Source organism: Streptomyces wedmorensis, from assembly GCF_000716445.1.
GTDB lineage: Bacteria > Actinomycetota > Actinomycetes > Streptomycetales > Streptomycetaceae > Streptomyces > Streptomyces wedmorensis.
In genome coordinates, this window is the sequence record NZ_JNWK01000056.1 from 17,560 (window position 1) to 38,690 (window position 21,131).

General features: G+C 73.2%; 19 protein-coding genes. 9 read left to right on the forward strand and 10 right to left on the reverse strand.

Annotated features, from left to right (window positions below):
• Positions 1 to 185: 185 nt before the first annotated feature.
• Positions 186 to 854, forward strand: a complete 669-nt coding sequence (locus tag OO54_RS32650) for a PhzF family phenazine biosynthesis protein (protein ID WP_033209655.1) — start codon at positions 186 to 188, stop codon at positions 852 to 854.
• Between the two features lie 125 nt (positions 855 to 979).
• Here the strand turns inward: OO54_RS32650 and OO54_RS32655 are convergent, their stop codons facing one another.
• The gene (locus OO54_RS32655) at positions 980 to 1,630 is read right to left on the reverse strand and encodes a biliverdin-producing heme oxygenase (RefSeq protein ID WP_033209657.1); all 651 of its coding nucleotides are present in this window, start codon (positions 1,628 to 1,630) and stop codon (positions 980 to 982) included.
• Positions 1,631 to 1,744: 114 nt separating this feature from the next.
• Positions 1,745 to 2,602 (reverse strand): type I methionyl aminopeptidase, encoded by an 858-nt coding sequence (map, locus tag OO54_RS32660; RefSeq protein WP_033209659.1) that lies wholly within the window; start codon positions 2,600 to 2,602, stop codon positions 1,745 to 1,747.
• Between the two features lie 61 nt (positions 2,603 to 2,663).
• Between map and OO54_RS32665 the strand changes: the two genes are divergently transcribed.
• Entirely contained in the window at positions 2,664 to 2,897 is a 234-nt protein-coding gene (locus OO54_RS32665; RefSeq protein WP_017238958.1) for a hypothetical protein, read from the forward strand.
• A gap of 24 nt (positions 2,898 to 2,921) precedes the next feature.
• Here OO54_RS32665 and OO54_RS41870 read toward each other — a convergent pair whose 3' ends face one another.
• The gene (locus OO54_RS41870) at positions 2,922 to 4,235 is read right to left on the reverse strand and encodes an MFS transporter (RefSeq protein ID WP_106970139.1); all 1,314 of its coding nucleotides are present in this window, start codon (positions 4,233 to 4,235) and stop codon (positions 2,922 to 2,924) included.
• Positions 4,236 to 4,363: 128 nt separating this feature from the next.
• Positions 4,364 to 4,966, reverse strand: a complete 603-nt coding sequence (locus OO54_RS32675; RefSeq protein ID WP_033209661.1) for a hypothetical protein — start codon at positions 4,964 to 4,966, stop codon at positions 4,364 to 4,366.
• A gap of 101 nt (positions 4,967 to 5,067) precedes the next feature.
• On the opposite strand from OO54_RS32675, the gene npdG reads away from it, so the two are divergent.
• On the forward strand, positions 5,068 to 5,766 hold the full coding sequence (gene npdG / locus OO54_RS32680; protein WP_017238955.1) for an NADPH-dependent F420 reductase: 699 nt from the start codon (positions 5,068 to 5,070) through the stop codon (positions 5,764 to 5,766).
• 45 nt (positions 5,767 to 5,811) lie between these two features.
• The gene (locus OO54_RS32685) at positions 5,812 to 6,054 is read left to right on the forward strand and encodes a hypothetical protein (RefSeq protein ID WP_078905459.1); all 243 of its coding nucleotides are present in this window, start codon (positions 5,812 to 5,814) and stop codon (positions 6,052 to 6,054) included.
• Between the two features lie 129 nt (positions 6,055 to 6,183).
• On the opposite strand, the gene OO54_RS32690 is transcribed toward OO54_RS32685, so the two are convergent.
• The gene (locus tag OO54_RS32690; protein WP_033209667.1) at positions 6,184 to 6,978 is read right to left on the reverse strand and encodes a site-2 protease family protein; all 795 of its coding nucleotides are present in this window, start codon (positions 6,976 to 6,978) and stop codon (positions 6,184 to 6,186) included.
• A 101-nt stretch (positions 6,979 to 7,079) separates the two neighbouring features.
• On the opposite strand from OO54_RS32690, the gene OO54_RS32695 reads away from it, so the two are divergent.
• A complete protein-coding gene (locus OO54_RS32695) occupies positions 7,080 to 10,568 on the forward strand; it encodes an AfsR/SARP family transcriptional regulator (protein WP_033209669.1) in 3,489 nt (1,162 codons plus the stop codon).
• Between the two features lie 15 nt (positions 10,569 to 10,583).
• On the opposite strand, the gene OO54_RS32700 is transcribed toward OO54_RS32695, so the two are convergent.
• The 3 genes from OO54_RS32700 to panB form a co-directional block, all read right to left on the reverse strand.
• Positions 10,584 to 11,453 (reverse strand): ABC transporter permease, encoded by an 870-nt coding sequence (locus OO54_RS32700; protein WP_033209670.1) that lies wholly within the window; start codon positions 11,451 to 11,453, stop codon positions 10,584 to 10,586.
• The gene (locus OO54_RS32705) at positions 11,450 to 12,442 is read right to left on the reverse strand and encodes an ATP-binding cassette domain-containing protein (RefSeq protein WP_033209672.1); all 993 of its coding nucleotides are present in this window, start codon (positions 12,440 to 12,442) and stop codon (positions 11,450 to 11,452) included. The genes OO54_RS32700 and OO54_RS32705 overlap by 4 nt, the downstream gene beginning before the upstream one ends.
• Before the next feature lie 152 nt (positions 12,443 to 12,594).
• The gene (gene panB, locus OO54_RS32710) at positions 12,595 to 13,458 is read right to left on the reverse strand and encodes a 3-methyl-2-oxobutanoate hydroxymethyltransferase (protein WP_033209674.1); all 864 of its coding nucleotides are present in this window, start codon (positions 13,456 to 13,458) and stop codon (positions 12,595 to 12,597) included.
• Positions 13,459 to 13,651: 193 nt separating this feature from the next.
• On the opposite strand from panB, the gene OO54_RS32715 reads away from it, so the two are divergent.
• The 4 genes from OO54_RS32715 to OO54_RS32730 all read left to right on the forward strand — a co-directional run bounded on the left by OO54_RS32715 (position 13,652) and on the right by OO54_RS32730 (position 18,538).
• The gene (locus tag OO54_RS32715) at positions 13,652 to 15,280 is read left to right on the forward strand and encodes an MFS transporter (protein WP_033209676.1); all 1,629 of its coding nucleotides are present in this window, start codon (positions 13,652 to 13,654) and stop codon (positions 15,278 to 15,280) included.
• 38 nt (positions 15,281 to 15,318) lie between these two features.
• Positions 15,319 to 15,981, forward strand: a complete 663-nt coding sequence (locus tag OO54_RS32720) for a TetR/AcrR family transcriptional regulator (RefSeq protein WP_033209678.1) — start codon at positions 15,319 to 15,321, stop codon at positions 15,979 to 15,981.
• Between the two features lie 203 nt (positions 15,982 to 16,184).
• Complete coding sequence (locus OO54_RS32725) at positions 16,185 to 17,207, forward strand: endonuclease/exonuclease/phosphatase family protein (RefSeq protein WP_033209680.1); 1,023 nt, start codon at positions 16,185 to 16,187, stop codon at positions 17,205 to 17,207.
• 92 nt (positions 17,208 to 17,299) lie between these two features.
• Entirely contained in the window at positions 17,300 to 18,538 is a 1,239-nt protein-coding gene (locus tag OO54_RS32730; protein WP_033209681.1) for an MFS transporter, read from the forward strand.
• Here the strand turns inward: OO54_RS32730 and OO54_RS32735 are convergent.
• Together OO54_RS32735 and OO54_RS32740 are read right to left on the reverse strand one after the other, a co-directional pair.
• Entirely contained in the window at positions 18,504 to 20,264 is a 1,761-nt protein-coding gene (locus OO54_RS32735; RefSeq protein WP_200146807.1) for an NAD+ synthase, read from the reverse strand. The two genes, OO54_RS32730 and OO54_RS32735, sit on opposite strands and share 35 nt — an antisense overlap.
• A gap of 67 nt (positions 20,265 to 20,331) precedes the next feature.
• Positions 20,332 to 20,919, reverse strand: coding sequence for a DUF4352 domain-containing protein (locus OO54_RS32740; protein WP_051787392.1), 588 nt, complete (start codon positions 20,917 to 20,919; stop codon positions 20,332 to 20,334).
• Positions 20,920 to 21,131 lie beyond the last annotated feature (212 nt).

Consider the following 21,131-nt stretch of genomic DNA (forward strand, 5'->3'; position numbering starts at 1 on the left):
TCCGACGCCCCGACCGGCCTCCTCCTCGCCGCCTCCGGCCTGACCGCCGGTGCGGGCGCGGCCGTCGTCACCGCCGTACGCCGCCACGCCCTGGGCTCCTGACCAGCCACCCTCCCGCAGACAGGGCCGCCCCCGATCACCGGATGCGGCCCTGCCGCCGTACCCGCGGGTGGTTGAATTCCGCCATGAACACGACCGCCACTGACATCGACGTCCTCCGCGTCTTCTGTACGGGCGACGGCCGGCACGGCAACGCCCTCGGAGTCGTACGGGACGCCCGCACCCACCCCGACGAGGCCGCCCGGCAGGCGCTCGCCAAGGAACTCGGCTTCAGCGAGACGGTGTTCGTCGACGACCCGGAGCGCGGGATCGTCGACATCTACACGCCCAGCGTGCGGTTGCCGTTCGCCGGATACCCGCTCATCGGCGCCGCCTGGCTGCTCGACCTGGAGGTCGTCCGCCCGTCGGCCGGCGAGGTGTGGGTGCGCGGGGACGGGGAGTTCACCTGGATCGAGGCGCGCGCCGACTGGGCACCGCCCCGGACGCTGCGCCAGTACGGCTCCGCCGCCGAGGTGGAGGCGCTCGACGTGCCCGAGCCGGGCGAGTGGATCTACGCCTGGGCCTGGGAGGAGGAGGCCGCGGGCCGGATCAGGGCGCGGGGCTTCCCTGGGCGCGGCGACGGCATCGACGAGGACGAGGCGACCGGCGCGGCCGCGCTGCTCCTCACGGCCGAGCTGGGACGGGCCCTGAACATCACGCAGGGCCGGGGTTCGCAGCTGCTCACCGCGCCCGGCCCTGACGGCATCGTGGAGTTGGGCGGACGGGTCCGCCTGGAGGGAACGCTCACGCGCTGAACGCCGGGCGGCCGGCGCCCGGCCGCCGACCGCTCATGCGCCGACCGCTCGCGCCGAGGGCGCGGCCCGCCGCGCGCCGGCGCGAACCGACCGCCCGCGCCGAACGGTCAGGGCGCCGAGTCGTGTCAGGCGCTGAGCGGGAACTCGCCGCCCAGCTGGTGGAAGACCGCGCTGTTGAAGTCGAAGGCGCGCTTGCACTCGTCGACGATCCGCTGCTTCTCCAGGTCGTCGGCGTTCACCCCGTCGAGCAGCTCCCGGTACGTCCGCTTGAACGCGGCCGGGTTGGAGATCTCCTCGAAGACGTAGAACCGCACGCCGTCGCCCTTGCGCGCGAAGCCCCAGGTCCGCTCCGCCTTGTCACGGATGATCTGACCGCCCGACAGGTCGCCCAGGTAGCGCGTGTAGTGGTGGGCCACGTAACCGGCCGGCCAGTCACGGGCGCACTCGGCGACCCGCTCGGCGTACGCCACGGTGGCGGGCAGCGCGGTGAGCCCGGCACGCCACTCGGGGCCGCGCAGATGGGCGAGGTCCTGCTCCAGGGCGGCCGTGCGGAACAGCTCGGGCTGTATGAAGGGCCCGGCGACCGGGTCGTCGCGGAGCGCCTCCGCCCCCTCCTCCAGGGCCTGGTACACGAACCAGAGCTGCTCGGTGTACCGCGCGTAGGCGTCGACCGCCAGGCGTCCGCCCAGCAGGTCTCCCATGAAGGACGACGTCTCCGCCTCCGTGTGCTGCTCGTGCGAGGCCGTACGGATCAGGGTGGAGAAGGGCGTGTCCAAGGCGTGCCTCCGAGACCGATGGGACGGGAACCAGTGACGATCCTGCCGAGTTAGGCTTACCTAAGTCAACTGGTTCCCGACGTCCTGTCGGTAAAAACGTACCCCTTCGCGCGGTCAGGGCAACGTAAGGATTTCGGCCCCGTTCTCGGTCACGACGAGCGTGTGCTCGAACTGCGCGGTCCGCTTCCGGTCCTTGGTCACCACGGTCCAGCCGTCGTCCCACATGTCGTAGTCGTGGGTGCCGAGCGTCAGCATCGGCTCGATCGTGAAGGTCATGCCGGTCTTGATCTCGGTGGTGTGGTGGGGGGAGTCGTAGTGCGGGACGATCAGGCCGGAGTGGAACGACGAGTTGATGCCGTGCCCGGTGAAGTCACGGACGACGCCGTAGCCGAAGCGCTTGGCGTACGACTCGATCACCCGCCCGATGATGTTGATCTGACGGCCCGGCTTGACCGCCTTGATCGCCCGGTTCAGGGACTCCCGGGTCCGCTCGACGAGCAGCCGCGACTCCTCGTCGACGTCACCGCACAGGTAGGTGGCGTTGTTGTCGCCGTGGACGCCGTTGATGTACGCCGTCACGTCGAGGTTCACGATGTCGCCGTCCCGCAGCACCGTGGAGTCCGGGATGCCGTGACAGATGACCTCGTTGATCGAGGCGCACAGCGACTTCGGGAAGCCGCGGTAGCCGAGGGTCGAGGGGTAGGCGCCGTGGTCGCACATGTACTCGTGGGCGACCCGGTCGAGCTCGTCGGTGGTGACACCCGGAGCGATGTGCTTGGCGGCCTCCTCCATCGCCTGGGCGGCGATGCGGCCGGCGATCCGCATCCGTTCGATGGTGTCGGAATCCTGCACCTCGGGCCCGGTGTACGGCGCGGGTGCGGGCTTCCCGACGTACTCGGGGCGGCGGATGGAGCCCGGAACGGAGCGGTGGGGGGAGAGCTCCCCCGGTACGAGAAGCGACTGGCCAGACATGCCAGCGAGTCTAACGACCGGGTGTGGGGCAGCATGGTCTCGGAGGAAGGAGCCGACGACGATGGCCCTGTTCAAGAAGCGCACCGTGGGCAAGCCGGGCGAGTGGTACTACTGCCTGGAGCACAAGAAGGTCGAGGAGGGCCCCGAGTGCCCCGCCAAGAACCGGTTCGGCCCGTACGCCAGCCGTGAGGAGGCCGCCCACGCCATGGAGACCGCCCGCGAGCGGAACCTGGAGTGGGAGACCGACCCGCGCTGGCACGACGAGGCCGGGAAGGACCGGACGCCGGACGAGTGACCGCGCCCGGGCCGCCGGGACCGCTCAGACGGTCCCGGCGGCCCCCTGCCGGGCCTCTTCCTGTTCCTGCTGGGCCTTGCGGCGCAGCGAGTCCTCGTCCGTGTCGGAGTCGTACGTCAGCAGCTTCGGCAGCGCCAGGCAGAGCAGCCCCACCGAGGCGACGCAGGCCACGCCGCCCGTCCAGACCGCCGCACGGGTGCCGGTCCAGCCGGCCATCACGCCCGCCCTGACCTGACCCAGCTGCGGGCCGACGCTGTAGGAGAGCACCTCGATGCCGGCGAGCCGGCCGCGCAGCTCCTCGGGGATCGTCTGGTTCCAGATCGTGGCCCGGCCGAGCCCGCTCAGCATGTCGCCCGCGCCGGCGAAGGCCAGGCAGAGCAGCACCAGCCAGACGTTGCCGAACCAGCCGGCCGCCGCGATCGCCAGACCCCAGCCGGCCGCGCCCCCGACCACGAGCAGCCCGTGCCGCCGCACCTTCGAGGTCCAGCCGCTGGTCAGCCCGAGCACCAGCGAGCCGACCGAGCCCGCCGCGTACATCAGACCGAGGGACCAGTCGGCGTCCAGCTCGTCCGTGAGGAACGGGAAGATCGTGTTCGGGAAGGCGAAGAACATCGCCGCCAGGTCGATCGCGTACGTGCCGAGCAGCACCGGCCGCGACCAGGCGTACCGTGCCCCCTCCGCGATGCCCCGCAGCGAGGGCTTCTCCGCGTCGTGCGCGGCGGGCGCGGGGGTCAGACGGCGGCACAGCAGGACCGAGACCGCGAAGCCGGCGATCGTCACCCCGTACGCGGGCGCGTGCCCCGCGTACGCCACGACGAGCCCCGCGATCGCCGGACCCGCGATCGAGCCCATCTGCCAGCGCAGCGAGTTCAGCGCGGCCGCCGCCGTCTGCTGCTCGTGCGGCACGATCCGGGCGAGCAGCGAGTCCAGCGCCGGACGCTGGAGCCCCGCGAGTGCCGAGACCCCGGCGGCCACCACGTACAGCGGCCACAGCATCGGCTCCGGCAGCAGCGCGTTGACCAGCAGCAGACCGGCCAGGACACCGAGCCCCGCCTCCGTCCCCAGGATCACCTTCCGCCGGTCCACCGCGTCCGCGAGCGCCCCGCCGTACAGGCCGAACACCACCAGCGGCACCAGCTCGACCGCGCCCATCGCGCCGACCGCGAGCGGCGAACCCGTCAGCTCCTTGATCTGCAGCGGCAGGGCGATCATCGCCATCGCGCTGCTGAAGTACGTCACGAGCCCCTGCACCCACAGCAGCCGGAAGTCGGGGGACGACCGCCACGGCGCCAGATCGGGCAGCAGGCCGGAGAGCTTGGAGAACACGGGGGAGGACACGAGGGGCCATGCTCCGGCCGCCGCCTGCCGGGGGCAACCGAATTACGGCCCCGCCGCCGGCCCGCCGGCAGCCGCCGCGAGCCCGCCGGCAGCGCGGGCACCCGGTCCGGCCCGCGGGCGTGCCGGCGCTACCAGCGGGCCGGCGGCGGGGCCGTCAGGCGGTCCGCGAGGTCGGAGAGGCGGTCACGGAGGCGGCGGCCGCCACGGGGCGACGGCAGGCTGTTCTCACCGGCCGCGGCGCTCACCAGGTGCTGCACCGTGTCCAGGTCCACACCCGCGTCCTCCGCCACCGTGAGCGCCTCGTGGGCGAGCCCCCGCACCTCCGCGTCGCCGCCGTCGAGGGAGAGCACCGTCGCCCCCGCCCGACGGGCGTCGTGCACCCGCTGGAGCAGGCCCGCGTCCGGCCGTTCCGGCGCCACCATCAGCAGCGTCGCCCCGCGGCCCGCCGCCTCCAGACGACCGAGCCCGACCGCCAGGTGCGCCGGATCGCCGGGCCGCACCCGGTGCCGCACCAGAGTCGGCGCCAGCTCGGGGAGCCCCGACCAGGCGGCCTCGTCGACCAGGTGCGCCGCCAGGTGCCAGGGCTCGTACTCCTCCGTGCCCACCAGGAGCAGCCCGCCCCGGTGCGGGACGAGCGACGACCGGAGCGACCCCGCGAACCGGCGGGCCGCCCCCGGCCACTCCGTCCCGGCGAGCACTTCCCGCAGCAACGCGACCCGTACGGCATCCATGGGCCCGCATCCTGCCCCAGCCACGCCCGGCGCGCGGCCGGTTGCCGACGTTCCACCCGTACGGGAGCCCCCGGACCCGACCGGTCGGTAATGTCGAGGCCATGACTACGACTGACAGCAAGCCCGCCCCGAAGGACCCCTGGGACCTCCCCGACGTCTCCGGTCTCGTCGTCGGCGTGCTCGGCGGCACCGGCGACCAGGGCCGCGGCCTCGCCTACCGGCTCGCCAAGGCCGGCCAGCGGGTGCTCATCGGCTCCCGGGCCGCCGACCGGGCCCGCGACGTGGCCGCGGAGATCGGCCACGGCGTCGAGGGCGCCGACAACGCGGAGGTCGCCCGCCGCAGCGACGTCGTGATCGTCGCCGTGCCGTGGGACGGGCACGCCAAGACCCTGGAGTCCCTGCGCGAGGAGCTCGTCGGCAAGCTCGTCGTCGACTGCGTCAACCCGCTCGGCTTCGACAAGAAGGGCGCCTACGCCCTGAAGCCCGAGGAGGGCTCCGCCGCCGAGCAGGCCGCCGCGCTGCTCCCGGACTCCCGGGTCACCGCCGCCTTCCACCACCTCTCCGCCGTCCTCCTCCAGGACGCCTCCCTGGAGGAGATCGACACGGACGTGATGGTCCTCGGCGAGGAGCGCGCCGACGTCGAGATCGTCCAGGCCCTCGCCGGCCGCATCGCCGGCATGCGCGGCGTCTTCGCCGGGCGGCTGCGCAACGCCCACCAGGTCGAGTCGCTCGTCGCGAACCTCATCTCGGTCAACCGCCGCTACAAGGCCCACGCCGGGCTGCGGGTCACCGACATCTGAGCCGCCCCCGCCGGGCGCGGAGCCGGAGACCGGACGCTTCCGGGCATGGGGGACACTGGACGGGCACCATCAGCCGTACCCGGACAGGAGCCGTCCCCCATGCCCCGCCTCGCCCTCTACGCCCTCGTGGTCTGCGCCCTGGCCGTCGCCGCGGCCGTCGTCTCCTTCGTCCAGGGCAACTTCCTGGGCGTGATCTGGGTCCTCCTCGCGGGCCTGTCCTCCAACATGGCCTGGTACTACATCCGCCGCGCCAAGGCCGAGAAGGCCGCCGAGGCCACCGACGCCTAGGCGGTCCGGCGGATCCCGGACGAGCGGTCCGGTGGACCCCGGACCGGGCCCAGGACGCGGCTTCGAACCGGTCGTGAACCACGGCCGGAGCCGGCTGTGGTTCACGACCGGACCCGGCCCGGACCCGGCTCAGACCTGGCAGGACTCCGGGGTCTCCTCCCAGAACCGGAAGAGCTGCGAACCGCAGTAGCGGCTCAGCTCCGGCACCCCGAGCGAGCGCATCAGCGCGTCGATCGCGTCGAAGAACGCGTCGTTGACCGCCGGCACGAACAGCAGCGCGATCACGATGAAGAAGCCGTACGGGGCGTACGGCTCGATCTGCCGCTTCACCTTGTACGACAGCCAGGGCTCCAGCACCCCGTAGCCGTCGAGCCCCGGCACCGGCAGCAGGTTCAGGAGCGCCGCGGTCACCTGGAGGAACGCCAGGAAGGCCAGCGCGAACCGGAACGCGAGCGGGACGCCGTCGAGGGCGTCCAGCCAGAACGGGGCCGTGCACACCAGCGCGAACAGCACGTTCGCGAGCGGGCCCGCCGCCGAGATCAGGCTGTGCTTCCAGCGGCCCTTGATCCGGCCCTGCTCGATGAAGACCGCCCCGCCCGGCAGACCGATGCCGCCCATGATCACGAAAAGCACCGGCAGGACGACGCTCAGCACCGCGTGCGTGTAGGCGAGCGGGTTGAGCGTCAGGTAGCCCTTCGCGCCCACCGTGATGTCCCCGCCGTGCAGCGCCGTGCGGGCGTGCGCGTACTCGTGGAGACAGAGGGACACCACCCACGCCGAGGTCACGAAGAGGAAGACCGCCAGGCCGGGCAAGGCGGCGAAGTCCGTCCACACCGCCCAGCCGGTCACGGCCATGACGGCGAGGATCGCCAGGAAGACGGGGCTGATCCGCCGTTCGTGGCGCCGGGTGGTGGCCGTGGTCATCGCGGGAACTCCCAGGGACGGAGGGCTGGTCTGCGGGGGAAACGTACCGGGTGACGGGGCGAGTTCCTCGGCCGGGGACCGTCTCACGGAGAATGGGGCCCGTGCGCTACTCCGTGCTCGGCCCCACCCTCGCCCACGCGCCCGACGGCGCCGACGTCACCGTCGGCGGCCCGCGGGTCCGCGCGTTGCTGACCGTCCTCGTCCTGCGGGCCGGCCGGACGGTGCCCGTGCCGGACCTCGTCGACGAGGTGTGGCACGGCGACGAGCCGCCCGCCGACGCCGTCGCCGCGCTCCAGGCCCTCGTCGGGCGGCTGCGCAAGGCCGTCGGCCGGGACGGCGTGGTCTCCGCCGAGGGCGGCTACCGGCTCGACGCCCGCCCCGAGGACGTGGACGCCCGCCGCTTCGAACGCCTCGCCGCCGAAGGCGTCGCCGCACTCGGCGCCGGCGACCCGGCCCGGGCCGCCACCGTCCTCGACGAGGCCCTGGGGCTCTGGCGCGGGCCCGCCTTCGCCGACCTGCCGGACCGCGAGGCCGAGGCCACCCGCTGGGAGGCCCGCAGGCTCGACGCCCGCCGCGCCCGGCTCGACGCGGCCCTCGCCCTCGGCGGGGCGTCCGCCGCCCTTCCCGAACTGACCGCCCTGTGCACGGCCCACCCCCTGGACGAGCTCCTCCAGGCCCTGCGGATCCGCGCCCTCAGGGACACCGGGCGGGCCGCCGAGGCGCTCGCCGCGTACGAGTCGGTCCGCCGCGCCCTCGCCACCCGCCTCGGCACGGACCCCTCGCCGGCCCTGCGCGCCCTCCACGCGGAACTGTTGGCCCCGGTGCCGCACCCGGCACCGGAGACCGCGCCGGCCCCCGAGGCGGGTCCGGCGCGGCAGGCCGCCGCCCACGCCCCCGGACCGTCCGGTTCCGGCGCCGCTTCCGCCCCCGCGGGCCCGCGGGCCGCCGGCCGTCCCGGGAACCTCCGGGCCCGGCTGACCAGCTTCGTCGGGCGCGACGAGGAGATCGCCGCGCTCCGGGAGGACCTGCGCGGAGCGCGGCTCGTCACCCTGCTCGGGACCGGCGGGGCCGGGAAGACGCGGCTGTCGCAGGAGGCGGCCGAACGGGGGGCCGAGGCGTGGCCGGACGGGATCTGGGTGGCCGAACTCGCGGCCGTCCGCGATCCGGAGGCCGTGCCCGAGGCCGTCCTCGCGGCCGTGGGCGCCCGCGAGACCGTCCTGCGCGGCGCCGGAGCCGAGGAACTGCGCGCCGGGGACGACCCGCTCGCCCGGCTCGTCGAGCACTGCGCCGGGCGCCGGATGCTGCTGCTCCTCGACAACTGCGAGCATCTCGTCGGGGCCGCCGCCGGCCTGGCCGAGACCCTGCTCGCCCGCTGCCCCGGACTCCGGGTCCTGGCGACGAGTCGGGAGCCGCTGGGGGTGCCGGGGGAGGTGCTGCGCCCGCTGGGGCCGCTGCCGGCCGAGACCGCGCTGCGACTGTTCGGGGAGCGGGGCGCGGCGGTCCGCGCCGGCTTCCGGACCGAGGAGGACCCGGAGGCGGCGGCCGAGATCGTCCGGCGTCTCGACGGGCTGCCGCTGGCGATCGAGCTGGCCGCGGCCCGGCTGCGGATGCTGACCCTGCGCCAGATCGCTGACCGGCTCGACGACCGCTTCCGGCTGCTGACCTCCGGCGCCCGGACCGTGCTGCCCCGCCAGCAGACCCTGCGCGCGGTCGTCGACTGGTCCTGGGACCTCCTCGACGCGCCCGAACGGGCCGTCCTGCGCCGCCTGTCGGTGTTCACCGGCGGCAGCGAACTGGAGGCCGCGGAAGCGGTCTGCGGAGCCCCCGACGCCGGTGCCGAAGCCGAAGCCGAAGCCGAAGCCGAAGCCGCAGCGGCGGGCGCCGGCGCCCGCACCGAAACCGGCGCCCATGCCCGTACCTCCCTCCCCGCCCCCGCCGACGTCCTCGACCTGCTCGGCTCCCTCGTCGACAAGTCGCTCGTGGTCGCCGTGCCGGGTGAGGCCGGCATGCGGTACCGGCTCCTGGAGACCGTCGCGGAGTACGCCGGGGAGCGGCTCGACGAGGCGGGGGAGCGGGCCGCGACCGAGCACCGCCACCTCACGTACTACCGCGAGCTGGCCCGCCGTACCGACCCTGAACTGCGCGGTGCCGGACAGGTCGAGGCCATCGCCCGCTTCGGGGCCGAGTACGGCAACATCCGCACCGCGCTGTGTCGCGCCGTCGCCGCCCACGACGAGGACGAGGCGCTCGTCCTCGTCCACGCGCTGCTCTGGTACTGGCAGATGCGCGACCTGCGCGCCGACGCCCTGCACTGGGCGCGGGCCGCCGCCGCAATGGGGCCCGACCCGTTCGCGCCGCCCGCCGCCGCCGTCGTACCCCTGCACGAGCCGTGCACGGCCCTGCCGCCGCCGCTCTCCGACGAGCAGCGCTGGGAGGCGAGGCGCGGGGTGCGGCTGGTGGAACTCCTCAACATGGACCACGAGACCGGGCGCTGGACCACCCCCGAAGGGGTGCGGCGGCTGCGGGAGATGACCGCCGTCTACGAGCCGGGCCTGCCCCAGACCTGTCGGCTGCCCGGTTCCTTCGGGGTCTTCGCGGTCCTCATCATCGGCGAGGCCGGCCGGTTGCGGGAGCTCCTCGACGCGACCGTCGACGCCTGCCGCCGGCACGGCTACGACTGGGAGCTGGCCAACGCCCTCCAGATGCGCGCCAACATGTTCGCCAACCGGTCCGACTGGGCCGACAAGGCGGGCGCCGACGCCGAGGAGAGCCTGGAGATCTTCGTCCGTCTCGGCGACGCCTGGGGCGCGGCCGAGGCGCTGTCCTCCCGCGCCGAGGCCCGCGAGCGACGGCTCGAATTCGCGGGCGCGGCCGAGGACTTCGCCGCCGCCATCGGCTACGCGGAGCGGATCGGCGCCCAGTCGCAGATGGCGCTGCTGCGGGCCCGGTACGCGGGCACCCTCGTCGAGACCGGGCGGCTCGAGGAGGGCGAGGCGATCCTGCGCGGGATCCTGGACGGCAGCCACGGATGGGGCCACGAACCCGTGCTGGGTGCCCGGTTGTTCCTCGCCCTGGCGCTCGGCCGCACCGGCCGGACCGCCGAGGCCCGGGAGCACCTCCACCTGCTGCGGCGCGAGTTCGACTCCGCGACCCTCGCCATCTTCGAGGGCTTCGCGATCGGCGGCCTGGGCTGGCTGGACAACCTGGACGGGCGGTACGGGCCGGGGCTCGACCTCGCCGCGCGGGCGTACGAGCGTTCCCTCAGTCCGCTGTCGATGATGGTCGCCCCGCAGATGCCGGCGGTCCATCTGGTCAGCGCCGCCTGGGCGCTGGCGGGGCTGGGCGAGCCGGGGACGGCGCGGACCGGGGCGGTGCTGCTCGGCGCCCGGGACGGTCTGGTGCCGCCGGAGCACCTGCCGCCGCCGCTGGAGCGGGAGAACCTGGAGCAGGCGACCGAACTGGTCAGGTCCGTGATCGGCGAGGCCGAGTTCGCCGTGGCGCACGCCGAAGGCGGCGGCCTCTCCTTGGAGGAGGCCGCCGCCCTGCTCGGTCGCGCCGCCGACGCGATCAGAGAGCGCGCCGAGTCCTGAGCCCCCGCTCCGGTGTCAGGTCTTCTTGCGGAACTTGGAGACCGCCAGCGGCGCCGTGACGACGGTGATGGCCAGGGCCCAGCCGAGGGTCATCCACACCGAGTGGGCGACCGGGCCGCCGTTCATGAGGCCACGGGCGGCGTCGGCCAGGTTGGACAGCGGGTTGTAGTCGGTGAAGGTCTCCAGCCAGCCGGGCATCGAGGTCGGCGGGGCGAAGATCGAGGAGCCGAACTGGAGCGGCATCAGGACGAGCATGGCCATGCCCTGGACGGCCTGGGCCGTCTTCATGGTGAGGCCGAGCAGGATGAAGATCCACATCAGCGAGGCGCCGAACACCACCGACAGGCCGATCGCGGCGAGCAGCTCGACGAACGAGGTCTTGATCTCCAGGCCGAGCAGGAAGCCGGTGCCGAGCAGGATCGCGGTGGCGATCATCATCCGGCCGACCTCTACGACGATCTTGGCGATGAGGACGGAGGAGCGGGCGATCGGCATCGTCCGGAACCGGTCCATCACCCCCTTCTTGAAGTCGTCGTTGATGCCGACTCCGACGCCCATGGCGATGTTCATGCCCATCATCGCCATCAGGCCCGGGGTCACGTAGTTCACGTACGCGTCGTTGTTGCCCTTGCCGGCGATCGCGCCGCCGAAGACGTACACGAACAGCAGGATGAAGATGATCGGCATCAGGACGGCGTCGAACATCGACTCCGGGTCCTGCTTGATCTGGAGGGCGTTGCGCCGGGCCAGCGCGCCGATGTGGCGGAGGTTGGCCCGCAGGCCGATCCGGCCCTCGCCGGAGGTCTTGCGCGCCGGGGCCGGGCCGGGCCCGGGGGTGCCGACGGGGGACTTGGACAGCTGGGTGGTGGTCGTGGTGGCGCTCATGCGGCGACCTCCTCGGGAAGCGCGTCGGACACGGTCGACTTCTGGCCGGTGATCGCGAGGAACACCTCGTCCAGGCTGGGCAGGTGGGTGCCGATGTGGGCGATGCCGAAGCCGCGCGCGCCGAGCAGGCCCACGACGGCGGTCAGCTGCTGGTCGGTGAGGATCGGCACGTACAGCGCCTCCTCGTCGGGCACCACGGTCGAACCGGCGACGCCGTCGAGCCCGGTCTCGCGCAGCGCGGCCGCCATGGAGCCGAGGTCGGCCGGGTCCACGGCGCGGATCTTCAGGGTGCGGCCGCCGACCTTGGCCTTCAGCTCGTCGACCTTGCCGTTGGCGATGACCCGGCCGCGGTCGATGACGGTCAGCTCGTTCGCGAGCTGCTCCGCCTCCTCCATGTACTGGGTGGTGAGGAGGACGGTGACGCCCTCGGAGACCATCCGCTGGACCTCGTCCCAGACCTCGTTGCGGGTCCGCGGGTCGAGGCCGGTCGTCGGCTCGTCCAGGTAGAGGACGGCGGGCTTCCCGATCATCGACGCGGCGAGGTCGAGCCGGCGCCGCATGCCGCCGGAGTAGGTCATCGCGGCCCGCTTGGCGGCCTCGGTGAGGGAGAAGCGCTCCAGGAGCTCGTCGGCGCGGCTCCGGGCGTCCTTGCGGGAGAGGTCGAGCAGCCGCCCGATCATGTAGAGGTTCTCGAAGCCGGACAGCTTCTCGTCGACCGAGGCGTACTGGCCGGTGAGGCCGATGGTGCGGCGGAGCTGGCGGGGCTGCCGCACCACGTCGTAGCCGGCGACGGTGGCGGTCCCGGAGTCGGGGGCGAGCAGGGTCGACAGGCAGCGGACGAGGGTGGTCTTCCCCGCGCCGTTCGGGCCGAGGACGCCGAGGACCGTACCCTCCCGTACGTCGAGGTCGACCCCGTCGAGGGCCTTCGTCTCGCCGAAGTGCTTCACGAGGCCCCGGACCTCGACGGCGTTGGTGTGTGATCGCGTCATGGTCGTTACTAGACCAGGTGCCACCGACAGTCTTCCTACAGAAGGCCTACAGCCCGCCGATGGGGGATGTCGGCGGGCTGTAGGTGGTGCCGCGATGGCTCGGGCCGGTCCGTCCGGACGCGCGCTACCGGACCGGACGGACCGGGGGAGTGCTAGTGGAAGGTGTGCTCCTCGGCGGGGAACGCCCCGCCGGAGACGTCCTCGGCGAAGGCGCGCGCGGCGTCGCCGAGCGTCTCGCGGAGGTTCGCGTACTGCTTGGTGAAGCGCGGGACCTTGCCGCCGGTCAGGCCGGCCATGTCGGTCCAGACGAGGACCTGGGCGTCGGTGCCGGAGCCGGCGCCGATCCCGATGGTCGGGATGTGCAGCGAGCGGGTGACCTCGGCGGCCAGTTCGGCCGGTACGAGCTCCAGGACGACGGCGAACGCGCCCGCGTCCTGCGCCGCCTTGGCGTCGCTGAGCAGCCGGTGGGCGGCCTCGTCGCTGCGGCCCTGCACCCGGTAGCCCATGGTGTTCACGGACTGCGGGGTCAGGCCCAGGTGGGACATGACGGGGATGCCGGCCTGGACGAGCAGCTCGGTCTGGGCCAGCGAGCGCTCGCCGCCCTCCAGCTTGACCGCGTGGACGCCCGCGTCCTTGATCAGCCGGGTGGCGCTGCGCAGGGCCTGGACGGGCCCTTCCTGGTACGAGCCGAAGGGGAGGTCGCCGACGACGAGGGCGCGCTTGGTGCCCCGGACGACGGCCGCGGAGAGGATCGTCATCTCGTCCATCGTGACGGGCACGGTGGTGTCGTAGCCGAGGTGACAGTTGCCCATGGAGTCCCCGACGAGGATCACCGGGATGCCGGCCTCGTCGAAGACGGAGGCGGTCATGGCGTCGTAGGCGGTGAGCATGGGCCACTTCTCGCCGCGGACCTTGGCGGCGGCGATGTCGTGGACGGTGATGCGGCGCGAGCCCTTGCCGCCGTACAGCGCCTTGCTGCTGTCGGCGGGCGTCTTCTGGGCAGCCTGAAGCGTCATGGTGAACGGCTCCTTGTTGTGTCATCTCGAGGCGCCCTCACGGCGTCCCCGGACCACATCCATGGTGGCACCTCGCCGGGCGGCCGGGGAAGTGGGCGCGAGTGGCGCTGTTCACACCGGCGCAACGTAAAGCCTCGGTCAGGAATTTCGATACGAGACGGTCTCGTATCGAAATTACCCTAGGGTGGTGGGCATGTCACCGCAGCCCGCCCCGTCCCGCGTGCCCGAGGCCGTCCACCGGCGCCGCTGGGCCGTCCTCGGCGTCCTCATGCTCAGCCTGCTCATCGTCGTCCTCGACAACTCGATCCTGAACGTGGCGGTCAGGACGATCGCCGCCCCCGCGCCCACCGGCATCGGCGCCACCCAGAGCGAGCTGGAGTGGTCGATCAACTCCTACACGCTGGTCTTCGCCGGACTCCTCTTCACCTCCGGCCTGCTCGGCGACCGCCTCGGCCGCAAGAAGGTGCTGCTCTTCGGCATCACCGTCTTCGGCATCGGCTCCGCCCTCGCCGCCTTCTCGGGCACCCCGGGCGAGCTCGTCGCCTACCGGGCCGTGATGGGCCTCGGCGCCGCGTTCGTCATGCCGGCCACCCTCGCCGTCCTCATGAACGTCTTCGAGCGCGACGAGCAGCCCAAGGCCATCGGCATCTGGGCCGGCAGCGTCGGCCTCGCCATCGCGATCGGCCCCATCACCGGCGGCGTCCTCCTCGAACACTTCTGGTGGGGATCGATCTTCCTCGTCAACGTGCCCGTCGTCGTCCTGGCCCTCGCGCTGATGCTCTGGCTCGTCCCCGACTCCCGGGACCCCGCGCCCGGCCGGATCGACATACCGGGCGTGCTGCTCTCCGTCGTCGGCCTCGTCCTCCTGGTGTACGGCATCATCCGCGGCGGCGAGCTGGCCGACTTCACCGACGTCACCGTCCTCGCCCCGGCCCTCGGCGGCCTCGCGGTCCTCGCCGGGTTCGTGCTGTACGAGAAGCGCAGCGACCACCCGGCCATCGACATGAGCCACTTCCGGAAGCCCGCGTTCTCCGCGGCCGTCGCCGCGATCGCGCTCGTCTTCTTCGCCCTCATGGGCGTCACTTTCTTCTCCGCCTTCTACCTGCAGAGCGTCCGCGGCTACAGCGCCCTGCAGTCCGGGCTGCTCATCCTGCCGCTCGCCGTCGCGCAGATGGTCTTCGCGCCCCGGGCCCGGCTCGTCGTCGAACGCTTCGGCGCCAAGGCGGTGTGCACCGGAGGCATGCTGCTCGTCGCCCTCGGCCTCGCCGCCTTCGCCGTCTTCGACGCCTCGACTCCGGTCTGGGTCCTGGAGGTCGTGTTCTTCCTCCAGGGCGCGGGCATGGCCCACATCATGCCGCCGGTCACCGTCTCGATCATGCAGGCGCTGCCCCGCGAGAAGGCGGGCTCCGGCTCGGCGATCAACAACACCTTCCGGCAGGTCGGCGGCGCGCTCGGCGTGGCCGTCCTCGGCTCGGTGCTCTCCTCCACCTACCGAGGCGAGATCGAGGGGCACCTCGGCGCCGTCCCGGCCGCCCTGCGCGCCACGGCCGGCGAGTCCGTCGAGGCCACGCTCGCCGTCGCGGAGAAGCTCGGCCCGGCGGGCCGTGACCTGGTCGCCCCCGCGTACGACGCCTTCCTCGACGCCATGCACGTCACCGCGATCGCCTCGACCGTGATCGCCCTGGCCGGCGCCGCCGTGGTCGCCGCCTTCCTCCCGGGCCGTAAGCCGACGGGCTCCGCCACGACGCCCGGAGCCGGCGACACCGGGCGGGCCTCGGTATCCGGGCCCGGCGGCGAGGCGGGAGAATCGGCCCGACGGTAACCACCGGGCCACCACCCCGGACGAGAGGCGGAGCGCACGTGTCGCTGCAGGACGGCGGGACCCAGGACCCCCGCGACGAGGGGCAGCCGCCCGCGCCCGCCTCCGCCGAGCCCGGGCCCGCCCGCCGGGGGCGGCCCCGGAGCGAGGCGGTGGAGCAGGCCATCTTCGACGCGGCGGCCGGACTCCTGGACGAGGGCGTTCCGCTCGCCGACCTGTCCGTCGAGCGGATCGCCCGCACCGCCGGCGTCGGCAAGGCCACCATCTACCGCCGGTGGGCCGGCAAGGAGGAGCTCTTCGTCGACCTGGTCCGCTCGGTGGAGCCCCCGGACCCGGTGCTGCCCGGCACCTCGGTGCGGGACGACCTCGTCGCGCTCCTGGAGTCGCTGCGGCAGCGCGGCCTCGCCAAGCGGAGCTCCGCCGTCCTGCACCGCGTGTTCTCGCAGATGCAGGGCTACCCCAAGCTCTGGGACGCGTACCAGAACACCGTCATCGAACCGCGCCGCAAGCTCGGCCTGGACGCCGTGCGGCGCGGCATGGAGCAGGGGGAGATCCGCGACGACCTCGACGTCGAGTTCGTCAACGACCTCCTCACCGGCCCCCTGCTGCTGCGCACCGTCATCCGCCCCGGCGCCACCCTGGACCCGGACCTCGCCGAACGCGTCGTCGACGCGGTGATGGAGGGCCTGCGCCCCCGTGCCTGATCAGAAGCGGTACGAAGGTGCCGACCGGCGCGAAGGTGCCGAGCCGCGCGAATGTGCGCGTTCTGTCACAGGGGCGGCGCCCGCGCCACCTGCAGGAACCCGCCACGCCCCTGTGTCGTCCCTGGGGGAGTACGACGGACCCGGGATCGCCTAGTGTCGACACGGGTCACGCAAGACGGCAAGGCAGCAGTGAGGACAGTGCGATGGCGCGGGTGGACATGACGGAGACCGAGCACGGCGACGCCGGGAACGGGCGCTCCGGGTCCCGCTTCGGGGCCGCGTTCGACCGGCTGCGCCGCGATCCCGGCATCTGGCGCCGCGGCATCCTGCTCGCCCTCGCGGCGGTGGCCCTCACCCTCCTGATGGTGTTCCACTCCGACATCCCCAACAAGATCGGCAACCTGGGCAGCCTCACCGAGACCTTCCTGCCCTGGCTCGGCCTCTTCCTGCCGCTGCTGCTCGTCCTCGCCCTGGTACGCCGCTCCGCCACCGCCCTGATCGCCCTGCTGCTGCCGGCCGTGGTGTGGCTCAACCTCTTCGGCGGCCTCGTCGCCGACAAGTCGACCCCCGGTGGCGACCTGACCGTCGCCACCCACAACGTGAACGCCGACAACCCGGACCCCGAGGGCACCGCCCGCGAGCTCGCCGGCTCCGGCGCCGACGTGCTGGCCCTGGAGGAACTCAAGGGCGACATGGTCCCGACGTACGAGCGCGGCCTCGCGGAGGCGTACCCGTACCACTCCGTGCAGGGCACGGTCGGGCTCTGGAGCAAGCTGCCGCTGCGCGCCGCGCAGCCCGTCGACATCCGGATGGGCTGGACCCGCGCGATGCGGGCCACCGTCGTCACCCCGCAGGGCGAGGTCGCCGTGTACGTCGCCCACCTGCCGTCCGTGCGGGTCAAGATGAACGCCGGCTTCACCGCCAACCAGCGCGACAGCAGCGCCAACGCGCTCGGCGAGGCCATCGCCGACGACCGGCACGAGCGGATCGTCCTCCTCGGCGACCTCAACGGCACCATGAACGACCGCGCCCTCAACGCCGTCACCTCGCAGCTGCGCTCCACCCAGGGCGCGGCCGGCGACGGCTTCGGCTTCAGCTGGCCGGCCTCGTTCCCGATGGCCCGGATCGACCAGATCATGGTCAAGGGCGTCGAGCCGGTGTCCTCCTGGGCCCTGCCGCGGACGATGAGCGACCACCTGCCGATCGCCGCCCGCGTGAAGCTCTGAAACCTCCGCTTCACGTTCCGGACGCCGACGGGAAGAAACCATCTGAGAGGCTTTGTTCCGTCGAAGAACTATCTTCCGGAAAGGCCTTCCCCATGCCCCTGGCGCTGCTCGCGCTCGCCGTCTCCGCCTTCGGCATCGGCACCACCGAATTCGTGATGATGGGCCTGCTCCCGCAGGTCGCCGACGACCTCGGCACCTCCGTCCCCACCGCCGGACACCTCGTCTCGGCCTACGCGATCGGGGTCGTCGTCGGCGCCCCGCTGCTCACCGCGCTCGGCTCGCGGATCCCCCGCAAGCGGATGCTGCTCCTGCTGATGGCCCTCTTCACCGTCGGCAACCTGGCCTCCGCGCTCGCCCCCGGCTTCGGCTGGCTCGTCGCCGGCAGGGCCCTCGCCGGGCTCCCGCACGGCGCGTTCTTCGGCCTCGGCGCGGTCGTCGCCGCCCGGCTCGTGCGCGAGGACCGGCAGGCGCGTGCCGTCGCCACGATGTTCCTCGGCCTCACCGTCGCCAACATCCTCGGCGTACCGGCCGCGACGCTGCTCGGCCAGCACCTCGGCTGGCGGGCCACCTTCCTCGTGGTCTCCGTGATCGGCCTGCTCGCCATGGCCGCACTCGCCCGCCTCGTCCCGCACGTACCCGTCGACGAACGGCAGGGCCTCGGCCGTGAACTGCGCGCCCTCGGCCGGCCGCAGGTGCTGCTCGGCCTGCTCACCGCCGTCTTCGGCTTCGCGGGCGTCTTCGCCGTCTACTCCTACCTGGCGTCGATGACGACCGAGGTGATGGGCTTCGGCGACTCCACCGTCACGGTCGTCCTCGCCCTCTTCGGCCTGGGCATGACCGGCGGCGCGCTCGCCGCTGGCCCGCTGACCGACCGGGCGCTCCGCCCGACGCTGTACGGCTCGCTCACGGCCCTCGTCCTCGCCCTGGTCGCCTTCCGCTTCACCGTCCACGTGCCCTGGCTGGCGCTGGTCACCGTCGTCGTGCTCGGCGCGGTCGGCTTCATGACCACCACCCCGCTCCAGATGCTGGTCATGAACAAGGCGAAGGACGCCCCGACGCTCGCCTCCGCGTCCAACCACTCCGCCTTCAACCTCGCCAACGCGGGCGGCGCCTGGGCGGGCGGGGCCGCGGTCGCCGCCGGATGGGGCTGGACCTCGCCCGCCCTGGTCGGCGCGGGCCTCACCGTCGTCGGCCTGGTGATCGCGGCGGTGGCGGGCCTCCTCGACCGCACAGGTACGGGGAAGGGGGCCTCCCGCGTCGTCGCGGGAAGCCCCCTCACGGCGGACGGGCCGGCGGTCAGCCGGTCGTCGTCTCCCGCCAGCGGTTCGTGATGGGCAGCCGGCGGTCCTTGCCGAAGCCCTTCGCCGAGATCTTGGTGCCCGGCGGGTACTGGCGCCGCTTGTACTCCGCCGTGTCCACCAGCCGCAGCGTCCGCGTCACCAGCTCCTCGTCGAACCCGGCGGCCACGATCTCGTCCCTGCCCCGGTCCCGGTCCACGTACAGCGCGAGGATCGCGTCGAGGACCTCGTAGTCCGGCAGCGAGTCCGTGTCGACCTGGCCGGGGCGCAGCTCGGCGCTGGGCGGCTTGGTGATCGAGCTCTCCGGGATCGGCGGCGTCTGGCCGCGGTCCTCGGCCGCCCGGTTGCGCCAGCGCGCCAGCCGGAAGACGTCCGACTTGTACACGTCCTTGATGGGCCCGAACGCGCCGACCGAGTCGCCGTACAGCGTCGAGTAACCCACCGCCAGCTCGGACTTGTTGCCGGGCGCGAGGACGATGTGGCCCTCCTGGTTGGAGAGCGCCATCAGGGTCGTGCCGCGCAGCCGGGACTGGAGGTTCTCCTCCGCGAGGCCGGTGAGGCCGAGCGACCCCATGTACGCGTCGAACATCGGCTCGATCGACACCGTCCGGTAGTTGAGCCCGGTGCGGCGGGCCAGCTCGGCCGCGTCGCCGCGCGAGTGGTCGGAGGAGTACTTCGAGGGCATCGACACCCCGTACACGTTCTCCGCGCCGAGCGCGTCGCAGGCGATCGCGGCCACGAGCGCCGAGTCGATGCCGCCGGACAGGCCGATCAGGACGGAACGGAAACCGTTCTTCGCGGCGTACGCGCGGACCCCGATGACCAGCGCCGAGTACACCTCCTCGTCGTCCTCGAGCCGGTGCGCGTACCCGCCCGTCAACTCCGGCTCGTACGCCGGGAGCGGCTCGTCGGACAGCACCACCCGGTCGATCCGCAGCCCGTCGTCCACCAGCCCCTCGGGCGCGTCGGCCTCGGCCGCCGGCAGCTCCAGGTCGAGGATCACGCTGCCCTCGACGAACTGCGGGGCCCGCGCGATCACCTCCCCGGCAGCGTCCACGACGATCGAGTCGCCGTCGAACACCAGCTCGTCCTGGCCGCCGGTCATCGCCAGGTACGCGGTGACGCACCCGGCCTCCTGGGCCCGCTTGCGGACCAGTTCGAGCCGGGTGTCGTCCTTGTCCCGCTCGTACGGCGAGGCGTTCACCGACAGCAGCAGCCCGGCCCGCGCCGAGCGCGCCGCCGGCACCCGGCCGCCCTCCTGCCAGAGGTCCTCGCAGATCGCCAGGGCCACGTCGACGCCGTGGACGCGGACGACCGGCAGGGTGTCGCCCGGCACGAAGTAGCGGTACTCGTCGAAGACGCCGTAGTTCGGCAGGTGGTGCTTGGCGAACCGCAGCGCCACCTCGCCGCGGTACAGCACGGCGGCGGCGTTCTCCGGCGACCCGGCCGGCCGGCCCAGCCGCGGCTGGGCCCGCTCCGAGCGGTCCAGGTAGCCGACCACCACCGGCAGCTCCCCGAACCCCTCGTCGGCGAGGCGCCGGGCCAGCCCGCGCAGGGCCTCCCGGGACGCCTCCACGAAGGAGGAGCGCAGCGCGAGGTCCTCCACGGGGTATCCGGTCAGCGCCATCTCGGGGAACGCCACGAGATGCGCGCCCTGCCCGGCGGCGTGCCGGGTCCAGTGCACGATCGCCTCGGCGTTCCCGGCGAGGTCTCCGACAGTCGAGTCGATCTGATTCAGGGCGAGGCGTAGTTGAGGCACCCGCCCAGTGTAATCGTCAGACCGACGCTATGTCCTGGGATCCGGCCCGGGCCGGGCCGATCCGGGACTACTTCACCGGACCGGTCCAGATCGTCGGCTCGTACACGAGGAGCTGCGGCGCCAGTTCCAGCCGCACCTCGCCGTCCGCGCCGGCCGACAGGGCGAAGGCGAAACCGGCCTTGACCCGCTTGCCCGGCAGCACCTTCCCCCGGAACATCTCGGTCGCCCTGCTGCCGTCGAAGACCGCGCTCGCCTGCGCGCCCTCCGCGTCGCGCACGTCCGGAAGCGCGGTGGTGACGTCGATGGCCTTCCCGCTGCCGTTGACGATCGTGATCGTCACCCGCACCGCCGTGTCGCCCTTCTCGTACCCCGCGGCGAACGCGTCGGGCCGGTAGGGCGCGGGCTTGGAGACGGTGACCTTCACCCCGTCCTCGTACGTGTGGGTCGCGCCGAACGCCAGGACCGCCGGTTCGGCCTCCGTCGGCTCCGGCTCCGGCGGGATCCCGGGCGGGGTCTCGCCGCCGGCCGTGGCGCCCGGCTCGTCCGGTGCGGCGGAGACCGCCTCCTGATCGCGCGTCGCCTCGTCCGTGCGCTCGACCACCCGCGCCGCCACCACGAGGACGACCAGCCACGTCACCGACACGGCGATCGTCACGGCACCGAGCGCGATCCCGGCGACCGCCTGCCCCCGGTCGGTCGCCCCGCCCCGTCGGGCAGGCCCGGCCGCGGCGGACCCCAGGGGTTCGAGTCGGGTGCGTCCGTGGGCGTGGTCATGCGAGGTCCTTCGAGTCGATACGGGACATCGACGTCAGACCGGCGGTCGACTCCGCCGACATGCGGGGCCGCCGGGCCCCGTTGATCATGGGC

Coding starts and splice junctions, on each gene's coding strand:
- OO54_RS32685 (WP_078905459.1), top strand. CDS start 5,812: ATGGGGGACACTGGACGGGCACCATCAGCCGTACCCGGACAGGAGCCG.
- OO54_RS32675 (WP_033209661.1), bottom strand. CDS start 4,966: ATGGATGCCGTACGGGTCGCGTTGCTGCGGGAAGTGCTCGCCGGGACG.
- OO54_RS32705 (WP_033209672.1), bottom strand. CDS start 12,442: ATGACGCGATCACACACCAACGCCGTCGAGGTCCGGGGCCTCGTGAAG.
- OO54_RS32650 (WP_033209655.1), top strand. CDS start 186: ATGAACACGACCGCCACTGACATCGACGTCCTCCGCGTCTTCTGTACG.
- OO54_RS32725 (WP_033209680.1), top strand. CDS start 16,185: ATGGCGCGGGTGGACATGACGGAGACCGAGCACGGCGACGCCGGGAAC.
- OO54_RS32730 (WP_033209681.1), top strand. CDS start 17,300: ATGCCCCTGGCGCTGCTCGCGCTCGCCGTCTCCGCCTTCGGCATCGGC.
- OO54_RS32715 (WP_033209676.1), top strand. CDS start 13,652: ATGTCACCGCAGCCCGCCCCGTCCCGCGTGCCCGAGGCCGTCCACCGG.
- map (WP_033209659.1), bottom strand. CDS start 2,602: ATGTCTGGCCAGTCGCTTCTCGTACCGGGGGAGCTCTCCCCCCACCGC.
- npdG (WP_017238955.1), top strand. CDS start 5,068: ATGACTACGACTGACAGCAAGCCCGCCCCGAAGGACCCCTGGGACCTC.
- panB (WP_033209674.1), bottom strand. CDS start 13,458: ATGACGCTTCAGGCTGCCCAGAAGACGCCCGCCGACAGCAGCAAGGCG.
- OO54_RS32690 (WP_033209667.1), bottom strand. CDS start 6,978: ATGACCACGGCCACCACCCGGCGCCACGAACGGCGGATCAGCCCCGTC.
- OO54_RS32665 (WP_017238958.1), top strand. CDS start 2,664: ATGGCCCTGTTCAAGAAGCGCACCGTGGGCAAGCCGGGCGAGTGGTAC.
- OO54_RS32700 (WP_033209670.1), bottom strand. CDS start 11,453: ATGAGCGCCACCACGACCACCACCCAGCTGTCCAAGTCCCCCGTCGGC.